Below are 15,509 nucleotides of genomic sequence, written 5' to 3'. Positions count from 1 at the left end.
GGTGATCTGTGGCCTTCCTCGTTTCCGTTTTATCAGTTTTGGAATAGCTTCATCATTCGCAATGTCTGCCAGCTCTGGCCTATCTGATTGCGCCTCCATCCGTTCACCGCTGACTTCCATCAGCGCCTTGTAATACTGCTCTTCTCCTAGCCTATTGGGTTTTACCTTATCAGGATGTGGCCCACGCCTCCGGTTCGTCGTCGGGCTGGCTGGCAAGCTGCGTGAGCGCACATCATCGCGCATGGTTTGCACTTCCTGCGCCATTTGCAGAACATGGCCAAGCCGCTTGTTATCGACAATGGCCCCCTGATTCACAGGCGCTAAATGATCATTGATGTAGTATTCCAGGAGCTCACCCTCTGGCCCACGTAACTCAACCCGATCATCGCAATAGTGGTACACCATGATTTCTCGACCGATCAGGCGGCGCTGGGCGGGGGTATCGAGCAGCAGGTATTGCACCTTGTCATACTGGGTCGTAAGCCGCTTGGATACCTGTCTCGGCTCCTTCCAGATCAGCGTGTGCTCCAGATCGTCCTGTGGGCCTAAAGGCCGATGCACATCCAACTCATGTAAAGGGGCTTTACCGAAACGCTGGTTGTAATCAACGATGAAGCCCGGTAGCCATGCGTTGGCATCGTTAATCGAGCTGATCCCCGCCAATCTCAACTCCTTGACCAACCTGTCCTGCAAGGTCAAGTGTGCTCGCTCTACGCGGCCCTTGGCCGCACTGCTGTGTGCACAGAAGCCATCGATGTTGAGATCGTTCAGAGCGCGGGCAAACTGTGTTTGTCCCTCTCCTCGTACCGATTTGTGATTGACCCTGAACACGCTGGCTTTGTCGCTGTAAAATGCCAGCGGCCTGCCGTGAGCTACCAGGTGATCGCGCAGTGTACCAAAGTAGGCGAAGGTAGACTCGGAATGTACAAAACGCAGAGCGGTGATCTGGCTGGTCGCATCGTCCACAAACACGATGGCGGTACAGGCTGGGGCCCGCTCTTCAAACCAGCGATGATCACAGCCGTCAATTTGGATAAGCTCACCAAAGCAGGCTCGCCGATAGCGAGGTTGTTGGATCCTTGGGAGACGCTGCCGACGCGGCACCCACAACCCCAGATCGATCATCATCTGGCGAACCGTGCCGATGGCCAGATGGATGCCATGTAGCTCAGCCAACTTCTCAGCGGCTAATGTTGGCCCAAAATCAGGGTAATGCTGTAAAATGAGCCGTCCGGCACGCTCCTTCACACCAACGGGCAGCTGATGATTGCTGGGCTTGCCAATATGTTGTGAACGCAGCCCCGGTGGCCCGGATAACTTATACCGATCGACTAATCGGTAAATTTGGCGAACGGATAAGTCCAACCGCTGGGCCCCGATGCTTGCTGTTAGATGGCCATCCACGATTGCTTGGATAGTCTTGAGCCGGTCGATTTCTCTCATGCTAAACCAGATCTCGTTGCGTCTCATCAGGGATGCCCTTGGCATGGTCGGTAACTAACCAGCTTAGCAACCCAGAGTGACACTTCAATTTGTCTTAAACATGACATTACTACTTAACGCTTACACACCAACCGCGCTTATGCATTTTTTATGTTAAATTTCATCTTGTTGATCTGATGATATATTTATCGCGCTTTGCCAAGATTCTCGATGAGAGGGGAGAGTCCTCTTGTTCAGGCAACAATGCGCCACAGGTTAGAGATAACAAACGTTAAAGAAGAAAATTGCAAGGTCATATGAGCCAGGAAATAAACGTGAATGAGGCCCAAGAGGCGACCCCGTACAACAATGCCGAGCGGCAGCGCCAACATGTGAAGCGTAAACAGGAAACCCACAGCCGGTTGCAGTGCTGGATCAGCAATCGTCACGCAGAGCGGCTGCAGGCGTTGGGGTTGCACCTCGAAGACAGTCAGGCTTCGCTCATCGAGCAGGCGATCGATCTGCTCTATCAACATGAGCTGTCATCCCAACCCCAGGTTGAGCAAGAGATGGCTGAGGCACTCGAGTGAGAGACGGGAAACTGAACGTGCGGACATAAAAAAAGCCAGGTACGAATTCCTTGTACCTGGCATAGGGGAATTGGCTCCTTGCAGAGCCGTGCGCTAACTGGTGTTCGGATAGCCTTAAGCTTAGACAAGGCTCAAGGCTTTTCAAGATCCGAGCAAAAGTTCAACCCGAGTGTGGGTTTTCAAGACTCGATCAGACGCGAGTCATCACGCACTCAGGCGCCGAACAGATTGTTGTCGCGCACCAACTCGCGGGGCAGGGCATTCTTGACCCGGCTGCCAACCCATTTCCCCATGCCCAGGGTATGACCCTGATAACGAACTATCACCTCACCCGAGCCGGCTTCCTGCGCTGGCCAGACATCCCGCCCCATCATGAACTCCCGTGCATTGGCGCTGTCGAGTTCGATAATTCCGAGCGTGGCCTTGTCGCCATAGGCCAGCGCCCACTCATGGGTGAGGCGATAACCCTTCTTGAAGGTCTCCGCCAGCTTGATGCCGATGCGATCGAACCGCAGCTTGCCTTGCACCTGCCCAAACAGGTGAGGGAACAGCCAGATCTCGTCATTGCGACCAAACAACTGCCCCAGGGGGGCCACACCAAAATTGGCTTCAATCTCGCGCAACATGGGCTCGGCCTCTTTGGCCGGCAGGGGCGAGAAGGGGAACTTGCCGAGTTTGCCCGGCTTGAACATGGTGTTGGGCACAGAGTGATGCTTGCGCAATCTGGCGGCGAAAAAGCCCTCACTGTCGAAGATCTGGGGCCAAACGTGCAGATATCCTTCGGGTGTACAGGCCTGCTCCGCATGGGGGAACAGGTCGGCCAGCGAGTCAACGCTCAGGGCATCGCCGAACTTGTCCAGCAAAGACTGACAGACCGCCTGGTTCTCCTGTTCGCTCAAGGTGCAAGTGGAGTAGACCAGCACGCCACCGGGCTTCAGGGCATGAAAGGCGCTCTCCAGCAGCCCTTGCTGCACGGCCGCAATCTCATCGATGCTCTCGATGCTCCAGTTGCGCAGGGCGTCTTCATCCTTGCGTACCGTTCCTTCGCCGGAGCAGGGGGCGTCGAGCAGTATGGCGTCGAAGGTCTCCGGCAACCACTGGCCAAACACCTTGGCATCGAAGTGGGTCATGCCCACATTGGTCACGCCGCAGCGCTGAATGTTGGCGCTGAGCACCTTGAGCCGGCTGCTGGAATATTCATTGGCAACCAGCATGCCCTGGTTGTTCATCAAGGCCGCGATCTGGGTAGTCTTGGAGCCGGGGGCGGCGGCGGCGTCCAGCAGCATGCCATCCCGCTTGACCTGAGCGCTGGCAAATAGCGCCGTCACCGGCAGCATGGAACTCGCTTCCTGGATATAGAAGAGGCCACTCAGGTGTTCCGCGGTATTGCCAAGGGGCACGCTCTCGTCGCTGCGACTCAGCCAGAAGCCGGTCTCGCACCAGGGTACGGGCTCAAGCTGCCAGCCCAGCGGTTGCATCTGTTCGACAAATGCGGGCACCGAAATCTTCAGGGTATTGACCCGTATGCTGCGGCGCAGTGGGCGCCGGCAGCTGGCCACGAACGCATCCATGGTGAGATGCGCCGGCATGATGGCCGCAATATGGTGCAAGAAGTGATCGGGAAGGTAGGTATTGTCGTGCACTGTGCCGTCTCGCTGACCCAAAAAGAGGGGCGACATCTTATCACAGGGCCAGGAATATTCTTAACGGCCAATGAGAAAGGGGGAAATGAACAAGCCCGACACAGGGCCGGGCTTGAAACAAGTGAGAAGATCAGGGCTGGATGCGAGGACTCCACTCCTGCCACTCCTTCTCCGCCTTGCCATACAGCGGGTAGCTGTGGCCGGCCTTGACGGTCGACCCCATCTCCCGCTCCGGGGTATTGAAGGCGATGCCGCCCGCCAGCAGGCTCTGCACTGTTTCCACCTCTATGGTGCCGCCGGTCAGGCCTATGTCGGCCTTGACGCCGGAGACATTCCAGAAGCGGGTGTTGGCCCGCACCAGATGGACATATTCCTTGTCGACATTCACCTCGATCAGCACCTCGCTGCCATCGCGCGCCAGCGCGACCCCGGTGACGCTGCCCACCACCATCTTGCGAAACAGCAAGGGGCTGCCGACACTCAGGCCATTGACCGAGGGGCTCTTGAGGGTCAAGGCCAGACCAACCGGACCACTCTGACTCAAAGGGAAGCGATCCTTGCCGGCTCCCTGACCTGGCTGAGCCTCCACGAAGGCCCCCTTGATCAGGGTGTCGAGGTGGGCGACGCCGCCCAGCCCCAGCTTGGCCTGCACCAGAGTGAAGCGGGCGCCGGATTGCAGGAATCGCTCGGCATACTGCCCCTCCAGCTCGGCCTTGAAGATAACCTGACCCAGCGACGGCTCCAGCTCGATCTGCTCAATCTTGCCGATGTCGACCCCGCGATAGCGGATCGGGCTGCCGAGGCCCAGACCCGGGTTGCTGTCGGCTACCAGGGAGAGGCTGCGCACTTTCGCCTTGGCCTGCTCCTTGCTGTCAAACAGCTGGTGACTGCTGCGGCCGGTGCCGAGTCGATCGAACTCGATGGCGCCGCGCAGCAGGGTGGCCAGATTGCCCACCTTCACCTGCACACCATCGACCCGCACCCGGGTATCCAGCGCCGGTTTTTTCCAGAACTGCGGCTGTTGTGAGAGCAGGGGGGCATAGACGCCGTCGATTTCGAGCTCGATCTCGACCCCTTCCTTGGCGGCGCGCAGCTGCTTGACCTTGCCAGCTTCCAGCCCCAGATAGAGCACGGGGGAGCCGATGCCGATGCCATCGGCCTGTTCGGCTTTCAACAACCAGCGCTGGGGCTTGGCGTCCCGGGTGCCGAGCAGAGCCAGCTCCTGACTCGGGTAGAGACGGTTGATCCGTTCGCCGCTCGCCGCCTGCACCAGCTTGATGCCGCCGCCGATCCAGGCGCTGGCCGGACTGGTCTCCACCTTGATGCCGCTGAGATCGGCATCGATCTGCAGCGGCGCCGCCCGATAGAAGCGGGCCCGTGCCAGCAGATGCTGATACTGGCTGTTGACCACCAGGGCGACGCTGGCATTGCCCCTGGCATCCAGGGTCAGCTGGCTGATCTGGCCGACCTGCAGCCCCTTGTACCAGAGCGGCGCCCCTTCATTGAGCCCCGCCAGATCGTCGGCCTGCAGAGTGACCCGGGTGCCACTGACCTGATCCTTGCTGCTCAGTGTCATGGCCTTGACCCTGTCGCCTTCCACGTAGTCGAGGCGAATGGCCGGGCCGGCCAGCAGGCGATCCGCATGCTTGAGACCGGCCGCACCGAGGGAGACAGTCTCCCAGACGAGGCGGCTGTTGCCGGTGATCCTAAATGCCTGTTCAGGGTTGATCAGCGCCGTCACCAGCCGACCCTTGTCGGTCAGACGAATGGGGTCAACCCGGCCGATTTCGATCCCTTCATAGAGGATGGGCATCCCCTCCTTGATGGGCAGATCACCGGCCACTATGTCGATCCGCTCGCCACGGGCCGCTTCGGCCAGCCCCTTGTAGAGGACAAAGGTCTGGCCTTTCTCCGGCTCGGGGGAGGCTTTGGGGGAATCAAACGCTATGCCGCCACTCAGTATGGAGGTGAGGCTGCCGGCTTCCACATTGACCCCGGCCAGGCTGAAGGAGCCCTTGATGCCGCTGATGTTCCAGAAGCGGGTGTCGGCCTTGATGAGGTGTTCAAAACGCGGCTCGATCACCAGATCCAGGATCACGTTCTGGTTGTCCTGGCCAAGGCGGGTGTTGATGACGCTGCCCACCTCGATGCCGCGGAAATAGAGCTTGGCGCCGATGCCGACCGATCCCAGCGAATCGGCGGTCAGGTGCAGCATGCGCCCCTGTGCCTGATAGCCGGGGGGAGGGCCGTCCAGCGCATCGAACTCCTCCTCCAGCGGGTTGTTGTCCCGACCGGGTTGCAGGTTGATGTAGTTGCCGGAGACCAGGGTATCCAGGCCTGAGATCTCGGTGAGCGAGGCCTTGGGGCTCACCAGCCAGAAGTCGGAGCCCTTGCGGATCAGCGGCCGGGCCCGGCTGTCAATCTTGGCCAGTACGGCTATCTTGCGACCGTCCGCGGCCAGCTCCAGCTCCTGCACCACACCGATGGCCACGCCCTGATAGCGCAACTGGGTCTTGCCCGGCAAGATACCGTTGCCCTGGGCAAAGTTGATGCGAATAAGTTGGCCACTGCTCGCAAACTGCTGGTAGATGAAGCCACCCGCCAGCAAGAGGGCGATAACGGGCAACAACCAGACTGGCGACAACCAGCGACGCTTCTCAATGACGGGTTCAGCCCCGATCATACCGACTCCTTAATTGGCTGAGATAAACAGCAGTTCAGATACATAGTCCCCCGCGCTTTGCCTTGTGACAGCGCAGGCGGTTATTCACCATTCGGGCATCCACAGACAGGCGGGATGCGTGTTCAACAGGCCATCAACGGGCCGCCTTGTCCCATAGCAAGCGGGTATCCAGCATGCGGGCCGACATCATGGTCAGTACCACCACACCGGCAAACGCCGTGGCGCCGGGCCCAGCCCGCACATTGAGCAGCACGCCGCGATCCACCAGGGCCACCATCAGCGAGATGACGAACAAATCCAGCATGGACCAGCGGCCGATGAAGTCGATGATGCGATACATGATGAGCTGGCGCTTGCGGCGCACCGGCTTGCTCCGCTGCAACTGCCAGCAGATCCAGCCCAGCCCCAAAATCTTGCCCACCGGCACTATGATGCTGGCGGTCAGCACTATGGTGGCGATCCCCGACATCTTGCTGCGATAGAGCATCATGATACCGCTGAAGATGGTGTCGGACTGCAATAATCCCTTGTTGTAGAAGTGGGTGATGGGCAGCAGATTGGCAGGCAGCAACATGAAGGTGGCCAGCGCCAGCAAACCCCAGGACCAGGCCAGGGAGTGGGGGATGCGCACCTGCAACCGGCTGTGGCAACGGGGGCAGACGCTGCCCGCCCGATAGCGCACCAGCAGGCCGCAGGTGTGGCAGCGGCACAGCCCCAGCTCACGGGCGCTGGTCTGGGACATGATCAGGCTCCTCCAGGGGTACGCGCTCCCAGTAGGGGGCGGGATCGAACAGGATCAGCAGCGTCATGTTGAGCAGCATCAGGATCCCCAGGCTCAGCAAGCCGCCGCCGAGGCGCACATCGGCGATGTCGATCAGCTTGAACAGGGCGACCAGCAGGCTGACGATGTAGACCTCCAGCATGGCCCAGTGACGAAACACCTCCACCGCCTTCAAGGTCGGCGCCAGTATGTGCCAGCGCTTGGCAAGGCCGGAGGCCAGCGCAAAGATCCCCAGCAGCAAACCCACGGGTGCCAGCACGGCGCACCAGAACACCAGTCCCGCCACCCAGAATTCGTGCTCGACCATCAGCACCAGAATGCCCTTGAGCAAGTTCGCATCCGAGTTCACCCCGGCCAGGCGCAGGTAGATGAGCGGTTCGAAGAAGGCGGACGGCAGCAGCAGGAACCCCGTGATGGTCAGCGCCATCAACTGGGAGGGGCGAAAGGCGTAGCGTCCATACAGATGCTGGTGACAGCGGGGACAGTGAGCGTGGCGGCGCAGAGGCAATAACTTGCGTTCGATCAGCAAGTCGCAAGCCGGGCAGACGATCACGGGATTGGGATCCGACATTACGATTCAACCTGTTGAAGGAATTGGTGAAATTTACCCTAAAACCCGCGTCCTGTCTTGCCTGGCGCCGTTCTGCCACGAAAGTATGATTGACGTTAACGTAAACGTGATATTAGATAGTCGAACCAGACAAATGAAAGGAGTCATGATGTCCAGCCTTACCCCCTCGGCAGGTCTGCGGTTTCGCACCGCCCTTGCCAACGAACGGCCACTGCAGATCGTCGGCACCATCAATGCCTACATGGCCCTGATGGCCGAGCGTAGCGGCTTTCAGGCTATCTACCTCTCCGGCGCCGGAGTGGCCAATGCCTCCCATGGCCTGCCGGATCTCGGCATGACCTCCCTCAACGATGTGCTGATCGACGCAGAAAGGATCACTGCGGCGACCAAGGTGCCTCTGCTGGTCGACATCGACACCGGCTGGGGCGGCGCCTTCAATATCGCCCGCACCATTCGCGCCTTCGAACGCGCCGGAGTGGCCGCCGTGCACATGGAAGATCAGGTGGCCCAGAAGCGCTGTGGTCACAGGCCCAACAAGGCGGTGGTCTCGCAGGAGGAGATGTGCGATCGCATCAAGGCGGCGGTGGATGCCCGTGAGAATGGCGAGTTCGTCATCATGGCGCGCACCGATGCACTGGCGGTGGAGGGGATAGGCCCGGCGCTGGAGCGCGCCGCCGCCTACGTGGCCGCCGGGGCCGACATGATCTTCGCCGAGGCGGTGACCGAGCTCGGTCAGTATGACAGCTTCAAGCAGGCCGCCGGGGTGCCCATCCTCGCCAACATGACAGAGTTCGGCAAGACAGATCTGTTCGACAAGGAGGCGCTCGCCGCCCACGGCGTCGACATGGTGCTCTACCCGTTAAGCGCCAGCCGGGCGGCCAATCAGGCCGCGCTCAACGTCTACCAGCACATTCGCCAGGATGGCCACCAGAGGGCCGTTGTGGACACCATGCAGACCCGGGAAGCCTTGTATGACTTTCTCGGCTATCACCATTACGAGCAGACACTGGATCGTCTGTTCACATCCAGGGATTAGGAGGCAAGGTTATGGGACAACAGAAGCCATTGGGCGGCGCCGGCCTGCGGGGTCAGAGCGCAGGGGAGACCAGCATCTGTACCGTGGGCAAGAGCGGTACCGGGCTCACCTATCGCGGCTATGACATTCAGGAGCTGGCAGACGGCGCCCAGTTCGAGGAGGTCGCCTATCTGCTGCTCAAGGGCGAGCTGCCCAGTGAACAGCAACTGCTGGACTACAAGCGCGAGCTGCGTCGCCTGCGCAGCTTGCCCAAGGCCCTGCTGGAAGTGCTTGAGCTCATTCCCGCCAATGCCCATCCCATGGATGTGCTGCGCACCGGCTGCTCCATGCTCGGCGATCTGGAGCCGGAAGAGGGCTTCGAGCACGAACATGAAGTGGCCGATCGCCTGCTGGCCGCCTTCCCTGGCATATTGATTTATTGGTACAAGTTCAGTCATGAAGGGGTGCGCATCGCGCTCGATACCGACGAGGAGTGCATCGGTGGTCACTTCCTTGCCCTCTTGCACCAGAAGGCCCCGAGCGAGCTGGAACGCCGGGTCATGCACGTCTCCCTCATTCTCTATGCCGAGCACGAGTTCAACGCCTCCACCTTCGCGGCCCGGGTCTGTGCCTCGACCCTGTCCGATCTCTTCTCCTGCGTGACCGCCGCCATCGGTACCCTGCGCGGCCCGCTGCACGGCGGCGCCAACGAGGCCGCCATGGCGATGATCGAACCCTGGCAAGATGAGGTTCAGGCCAGGGGCGAGCTGCTGGCAAAACTCGCGGCCAAGGAGAAGATCATGGGCTTTGGCCACGCCGTCTATCGCACCTCGGATCCGCGCAACGTCATCATCAAGGCGTGGTCGGCCAAGCTGGCCGAGGCGGTGGGGGACACCCGCCTCTACCGCGTCTCCTGCGAGGCGGAGAAGGTGATGTGGGAGGAGAAAGCGCTCTTCCCCAACGCCGACTTCTTCCATGCCAGCGCCTATCACTACATGGGGATCCCGACCAAGCTGTTCACCCCCATCTTCGTCTGCTCGCGGGTCACCGGCTGGTGCGCCCACGTGATGGAGCAGCGCGAGCACAACAGGATCATTCGCCCGAGCGCCGATTACATCGGCCCGGCCCCCCGTCATTTCGTCTCTTTGCAACAACGATAAGATGCAGCGCCCTGCCATCGTAGACATCCACCACGACCCGGCGCTTGCGCAAGCAGGCCTGTGTGGTCATGTGTCGGCGATGGCGGCCCAGCCGCTCGTCACCTCCTTCTATTCACAACAACGATAAGGAAATCACGATGTCCGCCAACGTCGACGTCAACCACAGACCCGAACCCGATCAGGTGCTGGTCGATATTGCCGATTATGTCTGCAGCCACCCCATCACCAGCCAGGCCGCCCTCGATACCGCCCGCTACTGCCTGATGGATACCCTGGGCTGTGGCCTCTTGGCCCTGCGCTTTCCCGAGTGCACCAAGCATCTGGGCCCCATAGTCGCGGGCACCACTGTGCCCCATGGCGCCCGGGTGCCCGGCACCCAGCTCTGCCTCGATCCGGTCAAGGCGGCCTGGGACATAGGCGCCATCATCCGCTGGCTCGATTACAACGACACCTGGCTTGCCGCCGAATGGGGCCACCCCTCCGACAACCTGGGGGGCATTCTGGCTACAGCCGACTGGCTGTCGCGCACTCGCGTGGCCGAGGGCAAGGCGCCGCTCACCATGGCCGATGTGCTGACGGCCATGGTCAAGGCTCATGAAATTCAGGGAGTGCTGGCGCTCGAGAACTCCTTCAACCGGGTCGGTCTCGATCACGTGGTGCTGGTGAAGGTCGCCAGCACCGCAGTGGTGACCCATATGTTGGGCGGGAGTCGGGATCAGGTGATCAATGCGGTCTCCCAGGCCTGGGTCGATGGCCAGAGCCTGCGCACCTATCGCCATGCGCCGAACGCCGGGTCGCGCAAGAGCTGGGCGGCCGGGGATGCCACTTCCCGCGCCGTGCGTCTGGCAATGATTACCATGAGCGGCGAGATGGGCTATCCCGGCGTATTGAGCGCACCCAAGTGGGGCTTCTACGACGTGCTGTTCAAGGGCAATCAGTTCGCCCTGCATCAGGGCTACGGCAGCTATGTGATGGAGAACGTGCTGTTCAAGATCTCTTACCCCGCCGAGTTTCATGCCCAGACCGCCGTCGAGTGCGCCATGAAACTGCATGGGGAGGTGAAAGGGCGGCTCGACGAGATCGACCGCATCGAGCTCACTACCCACGAATCGGCCATTCGCATCATCAGCAAGGTCGGCGCCCTCAACAACCCGGCGGACCGGGATCACTGCCTGCAGTACATGGTGGCCGTGCCGCTCATCTTCGGGCGCCTCATTGCCGAGGATTACGAGGATGGCATAGCGGCCGATCCCCGCATCGATGCGCTGCGCGCCAAGATGGTGGTGCAGGAAGAGAAGCGCTACAGCCGCGAATACCTGGAGGCGGACAAGCGGTCGATTGCCAATGCCATCCAGGTCTTCTTCAAGGATGGCAGCCACAGCGCCAAGGTAGAGGTGGAATACCCGGTCGGCCACCGCCGTCGTCGGGAGGAGGGAATACCGCTGCTGGTGGAAAAATTCCAGCACAACCTGGCCACCCGTTTCCCGGCCAAACGGGTACACGACATCCTCGCCCTCTGCCAGGATGGCAAGAAACTGGCCGCCACGCCGGTCCACGCCTTTATGGACTTACTGGTGATTTGACCTGTCTCTTATCGACAAACCGCGATAAACGAGAAGCGGGCCATTAGGCCCGCTTTTTCATGTCTGCATGGCTCCCGAGGTCAATCCAGCACTGTGCTGTCACCCGCCAGCAGCGCCTGCATGATGGCGCTTTCCCGGCTGGCGATGGTTTCCAGAAACTCGTTGGCCCGCCCCATCTGATGGCAGACCCGATAGCCGCGCTCGACAAACGAGAAGAGCTCGCCGAGCCCTGCCAGATGGGCCGGTCCCGAGATCAGCTTGAGAGTGGTGCCGAGGAAAGGCTTGCGGGCCAGCCTGTCCAGGGTGAGCCCCAGCTCGGTGACCAGGGTTATCTGATGGGCGCGCCGCTCGGGTTCGCCCACCTCCCGATAGGCGAGGGCATACGCCTCTGCCGTCAGCCGATGGATGGCCCCACTACGGCGCAGCGCCACCACCATCAGGTAGTCGAGCTCCTCGGAGAGGGCATCGAGCTCGATCGCCTGCGCCAGCACCTTGAGGCCGGACTCCGGCAGCAATCGCTCGGCGGTGGGCATGACCCGCATCACATCCGCATCGCGGCGGGCGCAATCCCCCGGTCCGTAGAGATCCGTCAGGAAGAACTGTGCGGCCGGCCCGTAGCGTTTGCTCTGCAGCAGATCGCCGTGGGTGCGGCCCAACCGATCCGCCTGCCACTGGCGCAAGCTGTCCCTGTCTTGTTGATCTTCCGGGTGGGTACGCATCTGTTCGCGCAGGGAGGCAACCCGGTTGAGCTGGCGATAGAGCCGCCCCAGGGTACTCTCGTCGTCAGCTTCTGGGTCATCGGCTATGTGTGTTTCTTGGGTCATATGCTGCTCTCTGGTGACCTGCACCGAATGGCCTGACGGCCAGATAAAACGAGGGCATGAACCCTGACAGGGAAGCGGAACTGCCACTCGGGTACGCCTTTGCCTGTCAGTGTAACGCGAGCGGGAATGAGGAGAAATGCATGGAGCATTTACTCAACCGGCTTTGTTAAGTGAGTCCCAATTATGTTGCAAATGGCTTTCACTTGTTTGATTCATATGTTTAATATCAATAAATATTGTCACCGCTCAGAGAGTTAGCATGTTTCTATACGATCCCCTTGTCGGCAGCAGCCTGTCGACCATCAAGGTCAACCGCCAGCATCCCCTGGGATTGGCGGGGGCACGGCTCGCCGCCGAAGCCATAGCGCAGGACATGAGCGAAGAGTACGAACTCGACTGTGAGTGGGAAGATGAGGAAGAGACCCGGCTGATGTTTCGTGGCGCCGGGGTCAATGGCTTTCTCTGCCTGACCGACAACAGCCTGCAGCTGGAGGTGCGTCTCGGCCTGATGCTGCTGCCGGTACGCAGCGTGCTGGAGCAGGAGATCCTCGAATATGTCGATCATCGTCTGCCTTGTCCCAGTCAGGGATAACCCGAGCGGGAATTCAACATTCACCCAATACAGTCGCCGAAATAGCAGGGAGTTCGTGTTCCTGTATATTAACTGAACGAAACGCATCCTCCGGATAACCATATTTCGGGAGGATGCGAGCGGGCGGATTATGTGTTCTGCGATGCAATGTTCACGGCGCTACGTGTTGTTCTGCTCCGGCAGAAAGAATTAATCGAAGCGTATTGGCACCAACATATACGACACCTGTTTGTTCGCCATCGAGTATTTGGTTTTCATGAGAAGGGCGCGGACAAATAAGCGAAACGGTAGGGAAAATACCATGTCACCCTGTGAACTTATCTCCTGTGTCGATACCGCCTGGCTGCGGATGGACAGACCCAACAATCTGATGCAGATCGTCGGTGTACTGATGTTTGACGGTCAGCTGGATGAAACCCGACTGCGAGAGAGCCTGCTGCACACAGTACGGGTACAACCGCGCTTTGGGCAGAAAGCCTGTCTGGAGGGGGGCGAATATTACTGGCGCACCGATCCCGACTTTGATCTCGACCTGCACCTCAAGCGGGTGATCCTGCCGGGCAAGGCCGGCAAGGAGGAGCTGGAGCGGCTGGTGGCCGATTTTGCCTCCACCCCGCTCAACCACCAGCGCCCCCTGTGGGAGATGCACCTGGTGGATACCTCTCTCGGCGGGCAGGCGCTGGTGGTGCGTTTCCATCACGCCATGGGGGATGGCTTCTCCCTGGTGCGAGCCATGCTGACCATGATGGACGAGAGCCCGATCTCGGCCCCCAGACCGCAACCCGAGCCGGTGGCCAACGACGACAGCGACGAGGATCACGATCATCAGGGCAGCCGCCTGCTGCGAGCCGGGCTCAAGCTGACCGGCACCCTTTGGTCCAAGTATGTCGAGGTGCTGACCCATCCCACCAAGGCGATGGATTACCTCAAAACCAGCCGGGACGTGACCGCCGAGCTCTACACCATAGCCACCCTCTCCGACGATGCCAAGACCCGGCTGAAGGGGGAGACAGGCAGCACCAAGCGGGTAGCCTGGTCTGAGCAGATCCCGCTACCGGACGTGAAGGCGGTGGGACGGGTGCTCGGCTGCTCGGTCAACGATCTGCTGATCGCCGCGACCGCAGGGGCGTTTCGCCACTATCTGCTGGCGCAGGGGGACGAGGTCGATGGCGTCGAGATCCGCGCGCTGGTGCCGGTCAACATGCGCGCGCCCGACGACAAGGGGGCCCTTGGCAACCGCTTCGGGCTGGTGGCCCTGGACCTGCCCATCGACATAGCACACCCGCTGCAGCGGCTCCATGCGGTACGGGATCGGATGCAAGCGCTCAAATCCTCCCTGCAACCGGCCGTGGTGCTCAACCTGCTGGAGGTGATGGGCATGGCCCCCAGGGCGGTGCAGCAGCAGGCCATCGACATCCTCTCGGCCAAGGCCAGCGCCGTCATCACCAATGTGCCCGGCCCCCAGCAGACCCTCTATCTGGCCGGTGCCCGCCTGCGCCAACCGCTGTTCTGGGTGCCTCAGGCCGGTGACATCGGGGTCGGCGTCTCCATCCTCTCCTATGACAACAAGGTGCAGCTCGGCCTTATCACCGACAAGAAGCGGGTACCGGACCCTGATCTCATTGCTCTGCGCTTCGCCGTGGAGTTCGAACAGCTGCTGTTGCTGGTGTTGATGGAGCCGGACTTGCTCTACGATCCCGAGATGCTGGATCAGCTGCTGCACGGCTGAACCGCTCAGGCATGCCACCTGACATGAAACAAAGAGGCCAACCCGGGGGTTGGCCTCTCTCATTGCGCAGCGCCGCCGGACTATTCGTCCTCCAGCTCCTCACGGGCGGCTTCCACGTCGAGCCGCTCCATGGCATCCAGCGGCTCGCATTCGGCCGCCTCGCCGTAGAGCGCCTCGGCGGCCGCCATCTTGCTCTTGCCATGCATCATCACCATGGCATTGGCGTACTCCATGCGAGCGATGGCGGAGTGGGGGATGATGGCCAGCGCCGCCTTGAAGTGGCGATCAGACTCCTCTTTTTTGGCGCCATAGGTGATGCCACCTATCATGGCCCCCAGCTTGTCGATGATCTCGGCGTGCCAGGCACCGAAGGCGATGTGGGCTTCCGCATGGTCGGGGGCCAGCGCCAGCGCCTTTTCCAAACTGGTCTTGATCTTGTCACCTATGCCGATGGATAACGCCTTGGAGACAGAAATCACCTGGCTGTAACGGCCCAGTGCCAGGGCGTGAAAATACCAGGCGTTGACGTTGTCGGGCTGACGCTTTTGCAACTTCTCGGCGTTGCTGGCGGCCAGCTCGAATGCTTCCCGCTTGGCATACTTGTCATCCAGCAGGTAGCTGGCGTGGATCACCAGCGCCTTGTTCGCCACGTTGAGGCCATCCTCGCCGGCGCCCAGACCCAGGGCGACGGCCCGGGCGAAATCACCGGCGTGATAGGCCCGCCAGGCTTCCTGTACCTGCTCATCTTCCGGCCAGGGTTCGGCATCCCCCTGGTGCAGGCGATCCCAATGCTGCTCAAGGCGCTCCCCGGCATAGTCATAGGCCGCCTCCGGCCAGGGGAAGGGGGTGAAGTCGGACAAGTTGGGTTGTGAAGTGGTCATATGATTCTCCCTGTTAAAAACACAATCAAAAACAC

Annotated in this window: 12 protein-coding genes and 1 pseudogene; 6 read left to right on the top strand and 7 right to left on the bottom strand. The window is 60.7% G+C overall.

Translation table 11 applies throughout. From position 1 onward, the window contains the following. Positions 1-111: 111 nt before the first annotated feature. Positions 112-1,470, bottom strand: a pseudogene (locus IU367_RS11035) (ISNCY family transposase); the annotation flags it as partial. Positions 1,471-1,739: 269 nt separating this feature from the next. Between IU367_RS11035 and IU367_RS11030 the strand changes: the two are divergent. Continuing rightward, positions 1,740-2,012, top strand: coding sequence for a RepB family protein (locus tag IU367_RS11030; RefSeq protein ID WP_274454320.1), 273 nt, complete (start codon positions 1,740-1,742; stop codon positions 2,010-2,012). 212 nt (positions 2,013-2,224) lie between these two features. Here IU367_RS11030 and rsmF read toward each other — a convergent pair whose 3' ends face one another. The 4 genes from rsmF to IU367_RS11010 form a co-directional block, all read right to left on the bottom strand. Further along, on the bottom strand, positions 2,225-3,655 hold the full coding sequence (gene rsmF / locus IU367_RS11025; RefSeq protein WP_274454376.1) for a 16S rRNA (cytosine(1407)-C(5))-methyltransferase RsmF: 1,431 nt from the start codon (positions 3,653-3,655) through the stop codon (positions 2,225-2,227). A 130-nt stretch (positions 3,656-3,785) separates the two neighbouring features. Next, positions 3,786-6,338, bottom strand: a complete 2,553-nt coding sequence (locus IU367_RS11020) for an MlaD family protein (protein WP_241278744.1) — start codon at positions 6,336-6,338, stop codon at positions 3,786-3,788. Positions 6,339-6,471: 133 nt separating this feature from the next. Then, positions 6,472-7,080: a paraquat-inducible protein A gene (locus IU367_RS11015; RefSeq protein WP_043134796.1), complete on the bottom strand. Its 609-nt coding sequence runs from the start codon at positions 7,078-7,080 to the stop codon at positions 6,472-6,474. Further along, positions 7,058-7,690, bottom strand: coding sequence for a paraquat-inducible protein A (locus tag IU367_RS11010; RefSeq protein ID WP_043134795.1), 633 nt, complete (start codon positions 7,688-7,690; stop codon positions 7,058-7,060). The genes IU367_RS11015 and IU367_RS11010 overlap by 23 nt, the downstream gene beginning before the upstream one ends. Before the next feature lie 148 nt (positions 7,691-7,838). Between IU367_RS11010 and prpB the strand changes: the two genes are divergently transcribed. From prpB to IU367_RS10995, 3 genes are all read left to right on the top strand, one after another. Next, complete coding sequence (gene prpB, locus IU367_RS11005; RefSeq protein ID WP_264303598.1) at positions 7,839-8,726, top strand: methylisocitrate lyase; 888 nt, start codon at positions 7,839-7,841, stop codon at positions 8,724-8,726. A gap of 11 nt (positions 8,727-8,737) precedes the next feature. Further along, complete coding sequence (gene prpC / locus IU367_RS11000) at positions 8,738-9,865, top strand: bifunctional 2-methylcitrate synthase/citrate synthase (RefSeq protein WP_274454319.1); 1,128 nt, start codon at positions 8,738-8,740, stop codon at positions 9,863-9,865. Positions 9,866-10,002: 137 nt separating this feature from the next. After that, the gene (locus tag IU367_RS10995; protein ID WP_274454318.1) at positions 10,003-11,448 is read left to right on the top strand and encodes a bifunctional 2-methylcitrate dehydratase/aconitate hydratase; all 1,446 of its coding nucleotides are present in this window, start codon (positions 10,003-10,005) and stop codon (positions 11,446-11,448) included. 80 nt (positions 11,449-11,528) lie between these two features. Here the strand turns inward: IU367_RS10995 and IU367_RS10990 are convergent, their stop codons facing one another. After that, positions 11,529-12,272 carry a DUF8198 family protein gene (locus tag IU367_RS10990; RefSeq protein WP_043134788.1) on the bottom strand — a complete coding sequence of 248 codons (744 nt, stop codon included), beginning with the start codon at positions 12,270-12,272 and terminating at the stop codon, positions 11,529-11,531. 259 nt (positions 12,273-12,531) lie between these two features. Here IU367_RS10990 and IU367_RS10985 point away from each other — a divergent pair, with 259 nt between their 5' ends. Both IU367_RS10985 and IU367_RS10980 read left to right on the top strand, forming a co-directional pair. Next, positions 12,532-12,864: a polyhydroxyalkanoic acid system family protein gene (locus tag IU367_RS10985; RefSeq protein ID WP_043555719.1), complete on the top strand. Its 333-nt coding sequence runs from the start codon at positions 12,532-12,534 to the stop codon at positions 12,862-12,864. A gap of 301 nt (positions 12,865-13,165) precedes the next feature. Next, a complete protein-coding gene (locus IU367_RS10980) occupies positions 13,166-14,593 on the top strand; it encodes a wax ester/triacylglycerol synthase family O-acyltransferase (RefSeq protein ID WP_241324960.1) in 1,428 nt (475 codons plus the stop codon). 80 nt (positions 14,594-14,673) lie between these two features. Here IU367_RS10980 and IU367_RS10975 read toward each other — a convergent pair whose 3' ends face one another. Next, positions 14,674-15,474, bottom strand: coding sequence for a tetratricopeptide repeat protein (locus IU367_RS10975; RefSeq protein ID WP_274454317.1), 801 nt, complete (start codon positions 15,472-15,474; stop codon positions 14,674-14,676). Between the last annotated feature and the right edge of the window lie 35 nt (positions 15,475-15,509).

The sequence above is a fragment of the Aeromonas bestiarum genome (genome assembly GCF_028751155.1).
Taxonomy (GTDB): domain Bacteria; phylum Pseudomonadota; class Gammaproteobacteria; order Enterobacterales; family Aeromonadaceae; genus Aeromonas; species Aeromonas bestiarum.
Note: the sequence above shows the minus strand (reverse complement) of the source record. Positions and strands in the feature narration are given on the sequence as shown.